Source organism: Phocaeicola sp. HCN-6420 (assembly GCF_037890145.1).
In the GTDB taxonomy this organism is placed as follows: domain Bacteria; phylum Bacteroidota; class Bacteroidia; order Bacteroidales; family Bacteroidaceae; genus Phocaeicola.
On the sequence record NZ_JBBKBJ010000009.1, the window covers coordinates 77338 to 96700 of the forward strand.

The window sequence follows — 19363 nt, forward strand, 5'->3', positions numbered from 1 at the left end:
TTATAATTATTAAAACGGATATCCAACAGCAAAATGAAAGGCAAAATCACGTTTAAAGTTGGGTGATATGATAGGAAAATGGTCACGACCCGTGTACATCGGATTAATCGCCTTCATACCTCCATCAAAACGCAGTATCAGGAAATCAAGATCGAAGCGAATTCCTAAGCCATACGATACCGCAAGCTGCTTGTAAAAGCGGTTGAATTTAAACACGCCTTCTGTCTGAATACCCTGATTGCGTATGTTCCATATATTTCCGGCATCGATAAATGCAGCGCCGTTCAGCTTCCAAAATAAGAAAGTACGATATTCCAGATTCAGATCGAGTTTAATATCTCCCGTATGGTTCACGTAATCTATCGTATTTCCGTCTCCACGATAAGAGCCAGGTCCTAATGAACGTACACGCCATCCACGCACACTGTTGGCTCCTCCCGAAAAATATAACTTTTCGAAGGGTAAACTTTTGGAATTTCCATAAGGAACGGCGACTCCCAGTCCGGCATGAAAGACAAGTGAATTCCGTTCATCAATTACAAAATTCTTTGCATAATCGATATCAGCCTTTACGTACTGTGCAAAATCAATATTCGCCAACTTATACGCCTCTCCGTATCGGGGATTTTTATTTATCAGACGAGAAAATGCATACAACAGGTTTCCGGCTTCTTCTATATTGAAACGTATGGAGTAGGAATTCCGGTTTCCCGCAGAAAGACGACCGCCAGCCGCACTGTTATAGGTATATGTATATCCCATGCGCACAATAAACAGGTCTTCGTAACTATGACGTAATAACGGATTGACTTCATCCATTCGGTTCAAATAATCATCGAATGTGGGCGATGTATAAGGCATGTAGATATAGTTTATATCCAATAAGTCAAAGCGATGAGTAGATTTTCCCCGACGTGTCCAGCGATAACTCCATCCTGCCGAAGCCAGCGTACGTTCAAACTCCGGACGAATCTGCCAGTTGTACTTCATGCTGACTTCAGATGTGGCCTTAATACGCTTTTTAAAATCAGACGAAAGGAATGGAAACATGAATTCCGGAAAATTCAAACTGCTTTCCACTGCATATTCCATGTAGTTACTATTGGTATAACCTTCCAAGCCAGTCACTGCCTCGTATGCACCTCTCAGCTTTATCGTAAACGTTTCGGAACCTTTAAACAAGTTACGATGTGTATATGAAACAGATGCTGCAGCTCCAAGGTCCCCGGCCGAGTTAGTTCCTTCCACCTCAAACGAAAGAGATTTATTCTTGTTTCTCGAAAGCAATACATAAGCATCCAGATAAGCCGAGTCGTTATCCAAAACTTCATCGAAGCGAATATTGGAATATTTCAGAATAGAAAGACGACTCAAAGCCGAGTAAGTATTCTGCACGTCCCTGCTTCGGTACAACTTACCGGGAGTAAGAAAGTTATAATCGGATAATACTCTCGGACGCAAGAACAGCTTGTCTTTATAATACAGATTGACATCTCCGGAACGGATAGAATCAAACTCCTGAAGAGCTTCGGCCGAAAGTGCTGAAAAATCAGCATCCAGCATATAATTTACGTTACGGATCTTATACTGACGATGCTCCCCCGGCTGGTCTTCCTTGCGAGAACGAAACGGAGCCAGTTCCAGCGTGAGCCCTACTTTATGCGTATTCAGCATAGTATCTGCCTGAAACGTGATATAATCTTTATTGAAACGATAATATCCTCTATTCTGCAAATACTGAGTAATGCGCTGACGTTCTTCGTCGAGTGTATTGACATCGAAACGCATTCCCTCGTGCAATAATGTTCTGGCCGAATCTGATTCCAGAAAATCACGTATTTTATAATCAGAAATATCGTAAGCAATGTGATCTATAATATAAGGTGAACCGGAATGAATCTGATACGAAACCTTCATACGTTTGCCCTTGGTTTCTTCCTCCAAGTCGACAACGGCTCCCATATATCCCATATTACGTACGGCCTTTTCTATTTCCTCCTGCGTTTCACGGGCCGCATCCCGGCTATAAACAACTGGAGCATCTCCCAGCTTACGCCAGAACTTATTAATCCACTTCGTAGAATCCAGTCCCGAAGCACTGTATATATACATCGGAAAGCGGAACAGACTAAACCATTTGGCATTCGGAGTCTGACGCACATACAGGTTCATCTGAGATGACTTAATCTCCTTATTATCCGATTCAATCTTCACATCGTCCAACAAATAGCTTCCTTCGGGAATAAATTTATTGACAGAACATCCTGCCAGCAGCAAGACAATACCCATAAGACTGATATGTAAAAGAGTCGTTTTCTTCATTTTAAAACAAACCGGAATAAGCAGATTTATCTGCAAAGATAGGCAATAATTAAAAATATCTTCTTAGCTTTGTCAGTGAATATTTGTTATTTTATACACAAAAGCCCATGCTAAGCAAAAACAAGATTAAATATATCCGTTCGCTGGAGTTGAAAAAGAACCGGAAGGAAGAGCAAGTCTTTCTGGCAGAAGGAAACAAGTTGGTCAATGATCTAATCGGTCATTTCTCATGCCGCCTCATATTAGCAACGGAACAATGGCTGCAAAGCCATCCTCGCCTGCTGGCTACCGAAACAATAGAAGTCACTCACGAAGAGCTTTCACGGGCAAGCCTGTTGAAAACACCGCAAGAAGTACTTGCTGTTTTCGATCAGCCTCACTACAAATTCGATGCAGATGTAGCCAATAATTCTCTCTGTCTGGCGCTGGACGATGTACAAGATCCGGGAAATCTGGGAACGATTGTACGTATTGCCGACTGGTTTGGCATCGAACATATATTCTGCTCGAACGGTACTGCCGACATTTACAATCCCAAAACCGTACAGGCAACAATGGGAGCCATCGCCCGCGTCAAGCTGCATTACTGCAATTTATCCGACTTCATCGGAAAGGCTTCTGAAAAAAACATTCCTATTTTCGGTACATTCCTCAACGGAGAGAATATCTATACCCAGCCACTTCCTAAAAATGGAATCATTATCATGGGAAATGAGGGAAACGGTATCAGCGAACAGATTGCGCAAAAGGTCAGTCATCGTCTGCTGATTCCCAATTATCCGCAAGGATGTGAAACAAGCGAATCGCTGAATGTAGCTGTAGCTACCGCCATCGTCTGTGCCGAATTCCGAAGAAGAGTTGCTTTTGAGCCATCACTTTAACAGGACAATGCGGCTGTTTTCTACAAACTCCATAGCCGAAACATTAAACGGATGTATCCAATATGCCCGCACGGCAGAATGAGGAAATAGATTACCCTCCATCCGTTTGATGAAATCGGCAAAGCATTCTCCTGGACATACCGCTACAGGAAACGGAGAAAGAAGAACAAGTCCGGGAAGCCACTCGGTAGCACATATTTCTTCCGTCAACGGATAAAGCTCACTCACCCCCCCCTCTTCATCGAGTTCCAGTACTTGAGAAGATTTTAGCTCTGCCGTGAGCAAGCTGTATACTCTGTGCGTCGCAAACCGTTTCATTTGCGGTTTTCCATTTTTCGCATAGGCTGAACCTGCACCTTTTCATCCATTTTAGCCTTCTGTTCCAATGGCTTAGGCAATTCTTTCGGCTGTTCCACAGGAGGCTCTATATGCGGAATCGTATCCATTTCTGCCTTTTCCTCTTCCAGATTATGGTAGCGAGTAAGACGAATATTGTCAACCAGCACACTGGTTTCCGGATTCTTTTCGTCCATGTAATACACAAAACCGCTGATACTGCGAATCGTAAAAGCCGAATCGGCACGCACATACAAGCGCTGTCTGCCCGAACTGGTTATCATACGAGTAAGCCCCTGTACACTGTCATTGTCAAAATAGAAGTTAAGTGCCATAATCGCCTTACCCGAAGCACGGCCCGTTTTCGGCATAAAATGGAAGTTGGCAGTCAGTTCCATAGCATCGTGAGGCTTGAACGTTGTATCAGCTTTCAAATCGAACACCAGCTTATTGGTCAGATTAGAAGACGAAAGCCAGTACAATGTACGGTCCTGCCATACATCGACCGTATCACCCGACATGGAAACGTCTATCTGATTATCGCGTTTGGCCACCTGTACTTTCATGTGATTCTCCTCACTTTCCAGACGCCTCTGCAAGTTCTGATAGATAGTTGCCAACTGATCGCTGTTACGTGTATACCACACCATTGACGAATCGAACTCTTCTTCAGTGACATGATGCTTCTCGAAGACATACTTATAGTAAGCATCCTTCTTATAATTCTCTGTATACGACAAAGAGTTACTCATGGTAGAAGCCAGATGATAATCGTACAACAGACTTTCCATAGCATCCGGCTGAATAATATCATCCGGAATCTTCTTGCCGCAACCAGCCATTCCAGCCAGAAGCACAACAGTACATAACCAACCAGTCCGCTTTTTCATCATTTTACTTCTTTGACATCTTTCGAATGCATATTCTTACCCAGGTAACTGCTATAAAAGAGAAGCAAGCAGATAATGCCGCAACTGATTGACGCATCGGCAAAATTAAAAATAGGGCTGAAGAAGATAAAGCGTTCACCTCCCCACAGGGGCATCCACTCCGGCCAGTGTGTATCAATAATCGGGAAGTAAAACATATCCACTACCCTACCATGAAGCCAGTCGGCATAGCCCTGACCTACCGGAACCCACGATGCAATCTGATAGTGCGTGCTCTCACTGAATATCTCTCCATAGCACACACAGTCGATAATATTACCTATTGCTCCGGCAAGAATAAACGCCAGACACACGACATATCCGGTTTTCAACTTTTCCTTCTGCGTAGTAATTTTATGCAGATACCAGGTAATCAGCACTACAGCTACGATACGGAACAAAGTCAGAAACAGTTTCGGCAATACTTCCATACCAAAAGCCATTCCGTTATTCTCCGTAAAATAGATGTAAAACCAGTCGGTTATATGGATATTTTCATGCAAATACATATGCGTCTTTATCCATATCTTTATTACCTGATCAATCAGCAATACTGCAACAACAATCAAAGCCGCCAGACGTCCTTGTGTCAAAAATTTCTTCATAAATACCTATATTCATTAACATATTTGTCATTCAGGCAGGCATAAATGGAGCCCTATTTTCCCCACTTCGCCTATCTGAATGACAAATCTATCATCAAATTATTTCTTGCCATGCTGTTTAGCCTCGATACTCAGAGTAGCATGAGGTACGGCACGGAGCCTTTCTGCAGGAATAAGTTTTCCTGTTTCACGGCAAATGCCATAAGTCTTGTTCTCGATACGCACCAATGCTGCACGCAAGTTTTGAATAAACTTCAGTTGTCGAGCTGCCAGACGAGTTGTTTCCTCTTTTGATAACGTATTGGCACCTTCTTCCAAAACCTTGTAAGTAGGTGATGTATCATCAGTGTCATTACCGTCGGCATTCATTATACTGCTCTTCAATTTCTCATAGTCGCGCTCAGCGAGCTGAAGTTTTTCCATGATAATGGCACGGAACTCCTCGAGTTCAGCGTCAGAATATCTTGTTTTTTCAGCCATAAGATTTAGTGTTTAAAAGTTAATAATAGTCTAAGGTCTGAAATCCGCCGCGCAGCTTCTTTTCCGAAAGAGAGCTTTCTTGCAGGAGCAACGCAGCGCATTACATCCTTATGGGTTCAATATCACAATTTGGTAACCTTCACATAAAGCGAGAAGTCATCAAAATTTAATTCTGTTCCGTCAGCAACTTCATCAGCCAATGTCAGTGAGTTTGCCAAAACTTGGTTACAAATATAAGTATTATATTCGTTCACTGCATCATCCGTATTCGGATTTTTCGACAAGACAATATTTATCTTGTCAGTGATTTCGAAGCCACTGCTCTTACGAAGATTCTGGATTCGGTTCACCAGTTCACGGGCGATACCCTCACGCTTCAGCTCTTCCGTAACGGTTACTTCCAAAGCTACAGTCAGCTTACCCTCATTGGCAACCAGCCATCCCGGTATATCTTCGCTGAAGATTTCTACATCGGAAGCTTCTACTACGGCTTCTCCACCGTCGAGCTGGAACGTATATTTGCCATTCTTTTCCAGTTCGGCAATAGCTTCCTGGCTCATGCCTGCTACAGCAGCAGCTACAGCCTTCATCTGCTTGCCGAATTTCGGGCCAAGTTTCTTGAAGTCGCATTTTACCTTCTTCACGAGTACGCCGGAAGCTCCTTCTACAAAACGGACTTCCTTCACGTTTACTTCGGTCATGATAAGGTCTTTTACCGCATCGATATGACGTTTCTGTTCTTCATCCACTACCGGAATCATGATACACTGCAGCGGCTGGCGAACCTTGATGTTTACCTTACGACGCAATGCCAGTACCATGGAAGTTACATCCTGTGCCATCTGCATACGTGCCTCAAGCTCTGTATCGATCAGGCTTTCGTCGGCAACCGGGAAGTTAGCCAGATGAACAGATACCACGCTGTCACGTCCGGTTACGCTTATCAGATCCATATACAGACGATCTGCATAGAACGGAGCAATCGGAGCCATCAGTTTGGCAACCGTTTCCAAGCAAGTATAAAGAGTCTGATAAGCAGAAAGCTTGTCGGTCGACATGTTGCTTCCCCAGAAACGCTTACGGTTCAGACGAACGTACCAGTTACTCAGGTTGTCGTTTACGAAGTCTGTAATCAGACGTCCAGCCTTTGTCGGTTCGTAATCATTGAGGCAAGCATCCACATTCTTGATCAGCGAGTTGAGCAAAGACAATATCCAGCGGTCGATTTCCGGACGTTCTGCTACCGGAACATCAGCTTCTGCATATGTAAATCCGTCGACATTTGCATACAGTGCAAAGAACGAATAAGTATTATACAGTGTACCGAAGAATTTACGGCGTACTTCGTCTACCCCATCGGTATCGAATTTCAGGTTGTCCCACGGCGATGAGTTGGTTATCATATACCAGCGCAACGGGTCGGAACCGAATTTTTCGATAGCACCGAACGGATCGACAGCATTGCCCAAGCGTTTTGACATCTTGTTTCCGTTCTTGTCGAGCACAAGACCGTTGGAAATTACATTCTTGTAAGCCACACTGTCGAACACCATTGTAGCGATAGCATGAAGTGTAAAGAACCATCCACGAGTCTGGTCCACACCTTCAGCGATAAAGTCAGCAGGATAATAAGAACGGTTATCTACGATTTCCTTATTCTCGAACGGATAGTGCAACTGAGCATAAGGCATAGCACCCGAATCGAACCAAACATCTATCAGGTCGCTTTCACGCTTCATCGGCTTGCCACTGGCAGAAACCAATATAATGTCGTCTACATACGGACGATGCAAGTCAATCTTATCGTAGTTTTCTTTAGTATATACACCCGGAACAAAGCCAAGCTTCTTATAAGGATTCTCAGTCATGAATCCGGCTGCAACAGATTTTTCAATTTCGTTGTACAGTTCTTCTACCGAACCTACGCAGATTTCTTCTCCTTCTTCGCTGCGCCAGATAGGAAGCGGAGTACCCCAGTAACGCGAACGGCTCAAGTTCCAGTCGTTCAGGTTTTCCAGCCATTTGCCGAAACGTCCGCTACCCGTAGATTCCGGCTTCCAGTTGATCGTCTTGTTCAATTCAATCATACGGTCCTTACAAGCCGTAGAGCGGATAAACCAACTGTCGAGCGGATAGTAAAGCACCGGCTTGTCTGTACGCCAGCAGTGCGGATAATTATGTACATGCTTCTCCATCTTGAATGCCAGACCTGCCTGTTTCAGCATCATGCAGATGTATACATCGAGCGATTCGGCAGCCTGAGCAGCCTTCTCATCGTATTTTCCATCAATCGTAAACTGAGGATCGTATGCATTCTTTACCCAGCGTCCCTGATATTCTTTATACTTTTCTACGTCAACACATTCTTTTACGAATGTTTCATCCAGTTCATCCAGCAAATAGAATTTACCGGTCAGGTCTACCATCGGACGTGTTTCGCCTTTCTTGTTAATCATAAACAGCGACGGAATGCCTGCTGCACGTGCTACGTTCGCATCGTCCGCACCAAAAGTAGGAGCAATATGTACGATACCTGTACCATCTTCGGTAGTTACATAGTCACCCGGGATGACACGGAACGCCTTAGCCGAAGCCTCTTTCCAGCTTCCGTCTTCAGCTGTTTCAACAGGTTTTACCCATGGGATAAGCTGTTCGTACTCCATGCCTACCAGATCAGTACCCTTATATTCGCCTACAACCTTGAAAGGTATCAGTTTGTCGCCCTGCTTGTAATCTTCCAGAGCCAGACCTTCAGCCTTCTTGTTGAAGTGAGCATACAGCAACGGTTTGGCAAGAACTACAGTCATCTTATCGCCAGTATATCCGTTGTAAGTCTGAACGGCTACATAATCAATCTTCGGACCTACACAAAGAGCAGTATTCGAAGGCAAAGTCCACGGAGTTGTTGTCCACGCAATAAAATAAGGTGTACCCCATTCAGCCATTTCCGGTTTCGGGTTCTTCATCTTAAACTGAGCCACTACCGTAAGATCCTTCACGTCGCGGTAACATCCCGGCTGGTTCAGCTCGTGCGAACTCAGTCCTGTACCGGCAGCCGGCGAATACGGCTGGATAGTATAGCCTTTATAAAGCAGACCTTTGCCGTAAAGCTGCTTGAGCAGCCACCACAAAGTTTCAATATAACGGTTGTCGTATGTAATATAAGGATTTTCCAAGTCTACCCAATACCCCATCTTATGAGTCAGATCGGTCCATTCTTTGGTAAACTTCATGACGTCTGTACGGCAATGTCTGTTGTACTCTGCAACAGAAATAGTCTTACCGATATCCTCTTTCGTAATGCCCAGCGCTTTTTCTACGCCCAGTTCCACCGGCAGTCCGTGTGTGTCCCAGCCTGCCTTACGCTTAACCTGGAAGCCTTTCATCGTCTTGAAGCGGCAGAATGTATCTTTAATTGTACGAGCCATCACGTGGTGAATACCCGGCATGCCGTTTGCCGAAGGAGGACCTTCATAAAATACGAAAGACGGATGTCCCTCACGTTCTGTCATACTGCGGGAGAAAACATCGTTTTCATCCCATTTCTTCAGCACTTCCTTGTTCACCTCAGAAAGGTTGAGCTGCGAATATTCAGTAAATTTTTTACTCATAATTATGTTGTTTTTATCTTACTTCTCTTATCATCCGGGTATAACCGCCCCAAAATTAGGTTGCAAATTTATAAGAAAAATGGATATATGGAAAACTTTTTAAACTAATATTCACACAAACAGGATTCCAGCCTCATTTCGGTTTCCTCTGGATTTAATTTTTTGAAACAAAGGAAACAGGCGGAACAACGAGCTGAAATAATCCTTAACTTTGCCCGGCTTCCCGTGAAACCAGCTAAACACAAAAATCGAACAAGCATATGAACGCAATCGTAACGCAAATGATTATCCTCTTCATACTGGTAGTTGTGGGATACATCATAAGCAAGAAAAAAATGATGGATGCGGATTTCGACCGCAAGTTGTCTGTCTTTGTCATCAACGTAGCATGTCCCAGCCTGATTCTTTCGTCAGTAATGGGCGACACACTGCCCGACAAGCACCTGATACTTCCTCTGCTCATCGTCGGATTTGCCACCTATGTGGTACTGATCGGTGCCGGATTCCTGCTTCCACGCTATCTTCCCGTAAAAGTAACCGACCGGGGCATCTACAGTTTCATGCTGGCTTTCGGCAATGTAGGATTTATCGGATATCCTATCGTGGCTTCTATTTTCGGGGCCAGCGCCGTCTTCTACGCCAGCATACTCAATTTTCCCAGTACCTTACTGATATTTGTCTTCGGTACACTTTTCATCTCGGGCGACCAGGGAAAAATGAAATTCAAATGGGACACGCTGTATTGTCCGGCCATGATAGCTTCTTATCTTTCTATCTTAATAGTGGCAACCGGATGGGTGCCGCCCAAAGTCATCAGCACACCGTTCACTCTGCTGGGCAACATGACCGTTCCTTCTGCCCTGCTCATTATCGGTTCTTCCATTGCACAAATACCTATCCGGCGCATGTTGGGCACTTCCAGCATCTATCTCACGGCAGCCTTGCGTTTGTTTATCATTCCTCTTTTCATTCTGTATCTGTCAAGATTATGTCAGGTCGACCCGACCATTGCCAACATCAATGTAGTGCTGGCTGCCATGCCTGTAGCTTCTTATGGCACATTGTTCTGCATACAGTATGAAAAGGGAGAAACCATTATGGCACAAGGCACGTTCATCACAACGCTGTTGTCGGTAGTAACCATTCCGTTGCTTACCCTGTTTTTGTAATTTGCGGCAACAGACAGCTCTCTTTTCTGTCCTTTTTCCGGAGAAGTCCGGCAAGAATGATATTTCAGATAAGCATATATAAAAAAGACATCAGGGAATCGGCACTATTTTTTGTACAAAAAATAAAATCTTTTGTACAGATTTTCAAAAAATGTCGAGAGAAATTCCGAAAAAGCCGCCGACATCCGAATTCGCTTTGCGGCAACCATGAAAAGAAAAATGAGAAGGCATCGTAAAGTATACGCTTACACTTCACGATGCCTCTCGCTTTATACACCTTTAAACAAAATGAACTTTCCGTTCTCTATTATTTGCGAGCTTCTGCGATATAACCCAGAGCTTCTTTACATTTTTCTGTCACATAAACCCAGTCTTCGGCTGCGACTTTATCTTTCGGGAAGAGTTTAGAGCCCATACCTACGCAGAATACCCCTGCCTTAATCCATGCAGTCAGATTTTCCTGAGTCGGTTCCACTCCACCTGTCACCATCAGTTTAGACCAAGGCATCGGAGCAAGCATTCCTTTTACCAGTTTCGGACCCAGCACATCGCCCGGGAAAATCTTACAAAGATCGCATCCCAGTTCCTGAGCAAAGCCAACTTCCGATACGCTTCCGCAGCCCGGAGTATAAGGAACCAAACGACGGTTGCATACTTTTGCAATCTCGGGATTGAACAACGGACCAACTACAAAGTTAGCTCCCAACTGAATGTACAAAGCAGCAGTGGCAGGATCGACAACAGAACCTACACCCATTGCCATTTCGGGACATTCTTTGGCTGCAAATTTCACAACTTCGGCAAATACTTCGTGAGCGAAATCACCACGGTTTGTAAATTCAAATGCACGCACTCCGCCGTCGTAACAAGCCTTAACTACTTTCTTTGCGATTTCTACATCCTTGTGATAGAATACGGGGACCATACCGGTTGAACCGATTTTGTTCAACACGGCGATTTTATCAAATTTTGCCATCTTTTATTTTATAACCAACTATTATTATTCTATGCTAATTTATCTCTGAACACGTCCGCTTGCATCACCTCCGGCCAGTGCTTCAACTTCTTCTACCGAAACCATATTAAAGTCGCCGTTAATAGTATGCTTCAAAGCAGAAGCCGCTACAGCGAATTCCAGTGCTTCACCTTGGTTCGACTTAGTCAGCAAACCGTGAATAATACCACCTGAGAATGAGTCACCACCACCTACACGGTCGATAATCGGATCAATATCATAATGTTTGGAAGTATAGAATTCCTTTCCATTGTAAATCATTGCTTTCCATCCATTGTGAGTAGCCGAGTATGATTCACGCAAAGTAGAAACGACATATTTGAAGCCAAACTCCTTAGCCATTGCCGTAAAGATACCTTTATAGCCTTCAGCATCTGTCTTACCTCCTTCTACATCAGCCTCGGGTTTGAAGCCCAGACAGAGTTCTGCATCCTCTTCATTGCCGATACAAACGTCTACATACTGCATCAACGGACGCATGATAGACTGAGCTTTTTCCTTAGTCCAAAGTTTCTTACGGAAGTTCAAGTCTACAGAAATTGTTACTCCATGACGTTTTGCAGCTTCACAAGCAAGCTTAGTCAGTTCGGCAGCCTTGTCAGAAATAGCCGGAGTAATGCCCGACCAGTGGAACCAGTCAGCCCCTTCCATAATGGCGTCGAAATCGAAATCAGAAGGATCGGCTTCGGCAATTGCAGAATGAGCGCGGTCGTAAATCACCTTGCTGGGACGCATGGAAGCTCCTGTTTCCAAATAATAAATACCCACGCGATCACCACCACGAGCAATATAGTCTGTCTTAACGCCATACTTACGCAGTGCATTTACAGCCGACTGGCCGATTTCATGCTTCGGCAGCTTTGTTACGAAGTATGCATCGTGACCATAGTTGGCACAGCTCACAGCAACATTTGCTTCGCCGCCACCATATACAACATCAAAGCTATCAGACTGCACGAAACGGGTATTTCCCGGAGTTGACAATCTCAACATGATCTCACCTAAAGTAACAATTTTTCCCATTGTAGATAATTTTTATACTATTTATAATAAGTTTGATAATCTTTCTGCCAAAACGGATACTATTTTCTTGAAATACGAACGATTTAATAGACAACATCCACTTTGTGTACGCACACAAAGGTACGAGTTATTTTTAAAATAACAAAAAAAGTTATATATTTGTATCGAAATATTTTTTTCATAAAAAAGGAAGACCTGTACATATAAATTAAGGTGTAAAGAATATGGACAAACAAACAGAACGTATTCGCATAAAAGATATTGCCCAAATGGCGGAAGTTTCCGTCGGTACGGTAGACAGAGTCCTGCACGGACGGACGGGAGTTTCGGAAGCAAGCCGCAAAAAAGTGGAAAACATTCTGAAGCAACTCGATTATCAGCCCAATATGTATGCCAGCGCACTGGCATCGAACAAAAAGTATGTATTTGCCTGCCTGCTGCCCATGCACGCAGAAGGGGATTATTGGGTAGATGTTGAAAAAGGCATGAAGCAGGCAACAAAAGCTTTTTCCGATTTCAACATATCCTTGCATATCGATTATTATGACCAGTATGAATTCGGCTCGTTTGTGGCTGCAGGAAATCGTTTGCTGGCTATGGAGCCGGACGGCATGGTTCTCTCTCCTACTATTGAAACCGAGACCGAACAAATAGCCCAAAAGCTTCAGCAACGTGATATACCTTATATATTTATAGATTCAAATATTCCACGACTGAATCCGCTGGCATTCTATGGGCAACACGCCAATCAGAGTGGCTACTTCGCAGCCCGAATGATGAAAATGCTGATGCAAAACAATAAGGAACTTATTATTTTCCGGCAGATAAACGAAGGACGATTGGGCTCGAACCAGCAGTTGCACCGGGAAGAAGGTTTCTATGCCTACATGAAGGAACATCATCCCGACCTGAAAATGCGCGAACTGAATCTTTATGCCAAGCAGCCGGGAGAGGACGAATCTATTCTGGATGATTTCTTCCAAAAGAATCCCGATATATCGTACGGCATCACATTTAACTCAAAATCGTATATCATAGGTGAATATATGATGAAGCACCAGCGACATGATTTTCACCTGATAGGATATGACTTGTTAAATAGAAACATTGCATGCATGCGCGCAGGAACTATCGACTTCCTTATTTCGCAACAACCTACACTGCAAGGATATTATAGCATAGAAAGCCTTTGCAACCACCTCATTCTGAAGAAAAAGGTAAAAGAGTGCAACTATATGCCTATCAATCTGCTGACAATAGAAAACATCGACTTCTACTTAAATGCACATAGCAACAATAACTAACATATAATTTATGGAAACAACTTATCTAAAAATCAACCCGGCAGACAACGTTGCTGTTGCCATTACTCCTCTGAAAGCTGGCGAAACAATCCAGGTAGACGGACAGGAGATAACCTTAAAGACAGATATTCCCGCCGGACACAAAGTAACACTGCAAGACTTCAACGAGGGTGACAACATTATCAAATACGGTTATCCGATAGGACATGCTATTAAAAATGTACCTCAAGGTAGCTGGATTTGTGAAAAAGAAATAAAGACCAATCTGGCTGGATTGCTGGATTACACATACAACCCGGTAGAGGTTTCGCTGGATATTCCACAGGAAAACCTTACTTTCAAAGGCTATCGCCGTAAAAACGGTGATGTGGGTATCCGCAATGAAATATGGATTATACCGACAGTCGGCTGCGTAAACGGTATCGTAAATCAGCTGGCCGATGCACTTCGTCGCGAAACCAAAGAGGAAGGAATTGATGCTATCATGGCGTTTCCGCACAACTATGGATGCTCTCAGCTGGGCGATGACCACGAAAACACAAAGAAGATTCTGCGCGACATGGTGCTTCACCCCAATGCAGGTGCCGTACTGGTCGTAGGTTTGGGATGCGAAAACAACCAGCCCGACATCTTCCGTGAATTTATCGGCAAGTACGATGAAGATAGAATCAAATTCCTGGTAGCCCAAAAGGTGGACGATGAATTCGAAGAAGGCATGAAAATCTTACGCGACTTGTATGCGAAATGCAAACAGGACGTACGTACCGACATACCTTTGTCGGAACTTCGTGTAGGATTGAAATGTGGTGGTTCGGACGGATTCTCGGGCATTACAGCAAATCCTTTGCTGGGAATGTTCTCCGATTTCCTGATTGCTCAGGGAGGTACTTCGGTACTGACCGAGGTTCCTGAAATGTTCGGTGCAGAAACAATCCTGATGAACCGTTGCAAGACTCCGGAACTGTTTGAAAAGACTGTACATCTTATCAACGATTTCAAGGAATATTTTCTTTCACACGGAGAGCCTGTAGGTGAAAATCCGTCACCGGGTAATAAGGCAGGAGGTATCTCTACACTGGAAGAAAAAGCATTGGGATGTACACAGAAATGTGGAAAGAGTTATGTTTCGGGCGTGATGCCTTACGGAGAGCGCCTGCAGACCAAAGGCTTAAACCTGCTTTCTGCTCCGGGAAATGACCTGGTTGCCGCTACAGCACTGGCCTCTTGCGGTTGCCATATGATATTGTTCACAACCGGACGCGGCACACCGTTCGGAACTTATGTCCCGACAATGAAAATATCCACGAACTCTCGTCTGGCAGTACACAAGCCGGGATGGATCGATTTCAATGCGGGAGTTATTGTAGAAAATGAACCAATGGCAGTAACCTGCAAACGTTTCATAGACTATGTCATTAAAGTAGCAAGCGGAGAATGGGTAAACAATGAAAAGAAAGGTTACCGCGAAATTGCTATCTTCAAGACTGGTGTAACGCTATAACCCAACAAGAATTCTCGGAAGCCGACGACGGTATTATACCACACAGCCGGTTTTCTGAGGAAAAACAAGGAATCTCTGAGAAACACGCTAAATGATTTTCAGAGATTCCTTTATATAATATTATAAGTAAAACTATCACATGGACTTTAACAAACTAACTCCCATCGTCAACAAGCCTAACGGCTGGGCCTTGATGCCATTAGTAGTATTTCTTTGCCTCTATCTGGTAACGTCATTAATCGTCAACGATTTTTATAAAGTTCCCATCACGGTGGCATTTCTGGTAGCTTCTATCTATGCTGTAGCTACAACAAAAGGATTAAGCCTCAATGACCGAGTCCTGCAATACTCGTCAGGCGCAGCCAATAAAAACATCATGCTGATGCTTTGGATTTTCATTCTGGCCGGAGCCTTTGCCCAGTCTGCAAAAGCCATGGGAGCAATAGATGCCACTGTGAACTTGACACTTATGCTACTTCCCGACAATCTGCTGCTGGCAGGAGTCTTTCTTGCGTCCTGCTTCATCTCACTATCTATCGGAACATCGGTCGGAACAATCGTAGCTCTTGTACCCGTAGCAGCAGGTATTGCAGCCAAAACAGATGTCAACCTGGCTTTTATGACCGCACTCGTCATCGGAGGATCATTTTTCGGCGACAACCTTTCCTTCATTTCCGATACCACAATAGCCGCTACCCGTACACAAGGATGTGTCATGCGCGACAAATTCCGGGTAAACTTTATGATTGCTGTACCTGCCGCCTTACTTGTTTTCATATACTATATCATTTATGGTGCACAAGTCGAATCGGCAAGTAATGCCTATTCCATAGAATGGGGCAAGGTAATCCCCTACCTCATTGTTTTGGGAACAGCCATTGCCGGCATGAATGTTACGCTGGTACTGCTGCTCGGCTTGCTTTCTACCGGCATCATCGGCTTTATATACGGCAGCTTCGACCTGTTCGGCTGGTTTGCTTCAATGGGGGAAGGTATCACCGGAATGGGAGAACTTATCATCATTACCCTGATGGCAGGAGGTATGCTCGAGCTGATTCGCTTCAACGGCGGAGTAGACTATATCCTACATCGCCTGACACAACACGTAAAAAATAAAAGAGGTGCCGAACTGAGCATTGCGGCTTTAGTCAGCCTTGCCAACTTCTGTACGGCAAACAATACAATAGCTATCATAACAGTAGGACCGCTGGCAAGCAACATTGCCGAACAATTCAAGGTAGATAAGCGGAAAAGCGCCAGCATACTCGATATATTCTCCTGCGTCGTACAAGGAATCATTCCCTACGGAGCACAAATGCTGATAGCAGCGGAACTGACAAAATTATCTCCTATCAGCATTATCGGTTATTTATACTATCCCATAACCTTAGGTATCATAGCCCTTTTAAGCATTCTTTTCCGCTATCCTAAGAGATATTCATAATGAGCATCTTAGAGAAAAAAGGCTACTTTTGTTGCAAAAAAACGGTCAAGATATTTGCAGGAATAAAAAAAAGTAGTACCTTTGCACTCGCAATCGAGAGAGATAGCGAACAAAGAAATTTGGTGCGTTAGTTCAGTTGGTTAGAATACATGCCTGTCACGCATGGGGTCACGGGTTCGAGTCCCGTACGCACCGCTTCCATTAAGGATGGTTCCGTAGCTCAGCTGGATAGAGCAACGCCCTTCTAAGGCGTGGGTCCTGCGTTCGAATCGCAGCGGAATCACAGAAAAGCGATTACTTCGGTAATCGCTTTTTTTGTTGCCTGTCCGTATATAAATTTCTAATAAAAAAGACAATATTTCTTTTCGTTTCAACAATTATTCACTACATTAGTAGTGATTAAACGTTATAACTATGGATATGCGCATTTTTCAAGTAAAATCAAATAAGGCGCTTCCGCATACGGGAAGTATTCTTATTGCTTCCCCTCTATTATATGATTATCATTTCGCCCGTTCAGTCGTCCTGATGGTAACACATAATTCGGAAGGAAGTATGGGCATCGTAATGAATAAAGACTTCAGATATCATATTTCGCTGAATCAGCTCGTTCCAAATTTAGAATCAGCCCCCTCTATCCCTGTATACAAAGGTGGTCCCGTAGGACGTAACACAATCTTTTTCATCCATACATTACCCGAACTGGAAGGATCCTTCGACTTAGGAAACGGATTATATTTAAACGGAGATTTTGAGGCCATCCAACAATATATTCTGGCAGGCAACCCCATAGAAGGACGTATCCGTTTCTTTGCCGGATATGCAGGATGGAACAATGAACAGCTCCAGAGGGAAATAAATGAAGATTCTTGGATAATAGGCGAAACCAGCAAACAGCACCTGCTGGACGAAAATTACAGAGGTCTATGGCAGACCAGCATGAACGAACTGGGCAACCCCTATCAGCTATGGGCTAAATACCCGCAATATCCTTCATGCAATTAAAGTGTTCAACTTCTGCAACAGGCATACATCCCGATAACCGTCACTCGTATACAGCCAGTCTTTCAGTACTCCCGTCGTATCATAGCCCGAAGAATGAAAAAGGTTCAGGCAGGCTGTGTTTTCTTTCTGAATATACGCATACAACTGATGTATACCCAGAAACCGGAAGCAATAACGCTCCATAAGCGATAATGCCACCCGACCTATCCCCCTGCGGCGGAACTCTTTGAGCACAACAATGCCCAGTTCCGCACGGCGATGACGAGGGTCGAAAGAAAAGACATCGATAGCTCCTGCCGTTTCCCCGTCACGAAGTTCGATAATCAGCCGAAGCTGACCGTCGGTATAAATATCGTTTGAATTTTCGGCAATGTATCTTTCCAACTGAAAGCGGGAATATGGACATGTCACATTTCCATGCTGCCACAGCGATTCATCATTTTCCATTCTGTCCAGCAGTCCCAGATCTTCCGGCTCCACAGCCCGGAGCCTGACTTCTTCGGTATGTAAAAAAGCTGTTTCCATCATACACGCTCCTCGTTATTATGCAGGTCCAGTTCCGACATCATGCGTTCACGTCCCGGTACGCAAAACAAGGAAGCCACCAGTACCATTCCGGCACACAGCAGACCTGTCGTATCCATCGTCCAGTAATAAACAGACAGATTGACCAGCGCCGCAACCAGCAGCAGGCAGACGCGCACTTCATTCCAGCGACGATAACTCTTCAAAGCCTCCAGCAGCGGCAGAACACGCACATATTTGGTCAGCGACAAACTAAACAGACGCAATGAAAGAGGTATCAGTCCCACGGCAAGCAGAATACCCAACACCTGCAACATATATCCAGTACGCACATCGTCAGCCAGCACACCTTGCGGAAGGATATCACATTCATACAGTCCGATCAATATGATACACAGCACCCACAACAAAGCAAACTCTATTTTCAGGCATCTCAACAATCGTATAATTTCTTTTTCCATCCTTTAAAATATTTACATGGTTCCGGTAAATACCGTACGGTTTACAATAGAACGCCCCAAGGTAACCTCATCCGTATACTCCAGCTCATCGCCTATCGATATACCTCTGGCAATCATTGTCAGTTTCACATCGTAAGGAGCCAACTTGCGGAAGATGTAAAAGTTGGTTGTATCTCCCTCCATGGTCGAACTCAGTGCAAGGATCACCTCCTTCACCGTGCCCGATTTCACACGATCCACCAAACTGTCTATCTGCAAATCAGAAGGTCCGATACCATCCATCGGCGAAATAACTCCTCCCAACACATGATACAAGCCCTTGTATTGCTGGGTATTCTCCACAGCCATCACATCGCGGATATTTTCCACCACACAGACCGTCGAAGCATCCCGCGAAGGATTCGAACAAATCTGACAGATATCCGTATCGGATATATTATGACAGACCTTACAATATTTCACTTCACGCTTCAACTTGATGACAGCGTTGCCAAATGCTTCTACAGTCTGTAAATCCTGACGAAGCAGATGCAGCACCAGCCTCATGGCAGTCTTTCTTCCGATGCCGGGAAGCTTGGCAAACTCCCCTACTGCTTTTTCCAATAAAACAGACGGATATTGTTGATTCATTTATTCATTCAATTTGCCGACAAAAATACAAAAAAAATCCAACTCTTTTTACGACCGGCAGGAAACCTCACCTATTTCGGGACTCCATTCCACCTTACTGCCATTCCTGATTACCTCTTTCC

At 44.2% G+C, this 19363-nt stretch carries 17 protein-coding genes and 2 tRNA genes; 8 read left to right on the forward strand and 11 right to left on the reverse strand.

Annotated elements, in window-relative coordinates:
* Positions 1 to 9: 9 nt before the first annotated feature.
* Entirely contained in the window at positions 10 to 2322 is a 2313-nt protein-coding gene (gene tamL, locus WKT12_RS07515; protein ID WP_340319300.1) for a translocation and assembly module lipoprotein TamL, read from the reverse strand.
* 107 nt (positions 2323 to 2429) lie between these two features.
* Between tamL and WKT12_RS07520 the strand changes: the two genes are divergently transcribed.
* Positions 2430 to 3203 (forward strand): TrmH family RNA methyltransferase, encoded by a 774-nt coding sequence (locus WKT12_RS07520; RefSeq protein ID WP_340319301.1) that lies wholly within the window; start codon positions 2430 to 2432, stop codon positions 3201 to 3203.
* Here the strand turns inward: WKT12_RS07520 and WKT12_RS07525 are convergent.
* The 5 genes from WKT12_RS07525 to ileS all read right to left on the reverse strand — a co-directional run bounded on the left by WKT12_RS07525 (position 3195) and on the right by ileS (position 9164).
* Positions 3195 to 3521, reverse strand: a complete 327-nt coding sequence (locus WKT12_RS07525; protein WP_340319302.1) for a hypothetical protein — start codon at positions 3519 to 3521, stop codon at positions 3195 to 3197. The genes WKT12_RS07520 and WKT12_RS07525 overlap by 9 nt on opposite strands.
* Positions 3518 to 4429, reverse strand: coding sequence for a DUF4296 domain-containing protein (locus tag WKT12_RS07530; RefSeq protein WP_340319303.1), 912 nt, complete (start codon positions 4427 to 4429; stop codon positions 3518 to 3520). The genes WKT12_RS07525 and WKT12_RS07530 overlap by 4 nt, the downstream gene beginning before the upstream one ends.
* Complete coding sequence (locus WKT12_RS07535) at positions 4429 to 5073, reverse strand: lipoprotein signal peptidase (RefSeq protein ID WP_021970421.1); 645 nt, start codon at positions 5071 to 5073, stop codon at positions 4429 to 4431. Before WKT12_RS07535 ends, WKT12_RS07530 begins: the two co-directional genes overlap by 1 nt.
* 99 nt (positions 5074 to 5172) lie before the next feature.
* Positions 5173 to 5553 carry a TraR/DksA family transcriptional regulator gene (locus WKT12_RS07540; protein ID WP_021970422.1) on the reverse strand — a complete coding sequence of 127 codons (381 nt, stop codon included), beginning with the start codon at positions 5551 to 5553 and terminating at the stop codon, positions 5173 to 5175.
* 122 nt (positions 5554 to 5675) lie between these two features.
* Positions 5676 to 9164, reverse strand: a complete 3489-nt coding sequence (gene ileS, locus WKT12_RS07545; protein WP_340319304.1) for an isoleucine--tRNA ligase — start codon at positions 9162 to 9164, stop codon at positions 5676 to 5678.
* 260 nt (positions 9165 to 9424) lie between these two features.
* Between ileS and WKT12_RS07550 the strand changes: the two genes are divergently transcribed.
* A complete protein-coding gene (locus tag WKT12_RS07550; RefSeq protein WP_021970424.1) occupies positions 9425 to 10333 on the forward strand; it encodes an AEC family transporter in 909 nt (302 codons plus the stop codon).
* 307 nt (positions 10334 to 10640) lie between these two features.
* On the opposite strand, the gene WKT12_RS07555 is transcribed toward WKT12_RS07550, so the two are convergent.
* Together WKT12_RS07555 and WKT12_RS07560 are read right to left on the reverse strand one after the other, a co-directional pair.
* Entirely contained in the window at positions 10641 to 11309 is a 669-nt protein-coding gene (locus WKT12_RS07555; protein ID WP_340319305.1) for a bifunctional 4-hydroxy-2-oxoglutarate aldolase/2-dehydro-3-deoxy-phosphogluconate aldolase, read from the reverse strand.
* Positions 11310 to 11348: 39 nt separating this feature from the next.
* Complete coding sequence (locus tag WKT12_RS07560; protein WP_021970426.1) at positions 11349 to 12371, reverse strand: sugar kinase; 1023 nt, start codon at positions 12369 to 12371, stop codon at positions 11349 to 11351.
* A 224-nt stretch (positions 12372 to 12595) separates the two neighbouring features.
* Here WKT12_RS07560 and WKT12_RS07565 point away from each other — a divergent pair, with 224 nt between their 5' ends.
* The 6 genes from WKT12_RS07565 (at position 12596) to WKT12_RS07590 (ending at position 17625) form a co-directional block, all read left to right on the forward strand.
* Complete coding sequence (locus WKT12_RS07565) at positions 12596 to 13675, forward strand: LacI family DNA-binding transcriptional regulator (RefSeq protein ID WP_340319306.1); 1080 nt, start codon at positions 12596 to 12598, stop codon at positions 13673 to 13675.
* A gap of 10 nt (positions 13676 to 13685) precedes the next feature.
* Positions 13686 to 15176, forward strand: a complete 1491-nt coding sequence (locus tag WKT12_RS07570; RefSeq protein ID WP_340319307.1) for a UxaA family hydrolase — start codon at positions 13686 to 13688, stop codon at positions 15174 to 15176.
* A gap of 139 nt (positions 15177 to 15315) precedes the next feature.
* Entirely contained in the window at positions 15316 to 16620 is a 1305-nt protein-coding gene (locus WKT12_RS07575; RefSeq protein WP_021971508.1) for a Na+/H+ antiporter NhaC family protein, read from the forward strand.
* Positions 16621 to 16741: 121 nt separating this feature from the next.
* Positions 16742 to 16815 (forward strand) — tRNA-Asp (locus WKT12_RS07580).
* Positions 16816 to 16829: 14 nt separating this feature from the next.
* Positions 16830 to 16903: transfer RNA gene (locus WKT12_RS07585), tRNA-Arg, on the forward strand.
* Positions 16904 to 17034: 131 nt separating this feature from the next.
* The gene (locus WKT12_RS07590) at positions 17035 to 17625 is read left to right on the forward strand and encodes a YqgE/AlgH family protein (protein ID WP_021971507.1); all 591 of its coding nucleotides are present in this window, start codon (positions 17035 to 17037) and stop codon (positions 17623 to 17625) included.
* Here WKT12_RS07590 and WKT12_RS07595 read toward each other — a convergent pair.
* Genes WKT12_RS07595 through recR form a run of 3 tightly spaced genes read right to left on the reverse strand, consistent with a single transcriptional unit; the run spans position 17614 to position 19241 of the window.
* Positions 17614 to 18153, reverse strand: coding sequence for a GNAT family N-acetyltransferase (locus WKT12_RS07595; RefSeq protein ID WP_445323125.1), 540 nt, complete (start codon positions 18151 to 18153; stop codon positions 17614 to 17616). The genes WKT12_RS07590 and WKT12_RS07595 overlap by 12 nt on opposite strands.
* Positions 18150 to 18611, reverse strand: coding sequence for a hypothetical protein (locus tag WKT12_RS07600; protein WP_021971505.1), 462 nt, complete (start codon positions 18609 to 18611; stop codon positions 18150 to 18152). The genes WKT12_RS07595 and WKT12_RS07600 overlap by 4 nt, the downstream gene beginning before the upstream one ends.
* A gap of 12 nt (positions 18612 to 18623) precedes the next feature.
* Positions 18624 to 19241: a recombination mediator RecR gene (recR, locus tag WKT12_RS07605; RefSeq protein ID WP_021971504.1), complete on the reverse strand. Its 618-nt coding sequence runs from the start codon at positions 19239 to 19241 to the stop codon at positions 18624 to 18626.
* Between the last annotated feature and the right edge of the window lie 122 nt (positions 19242 to 19363).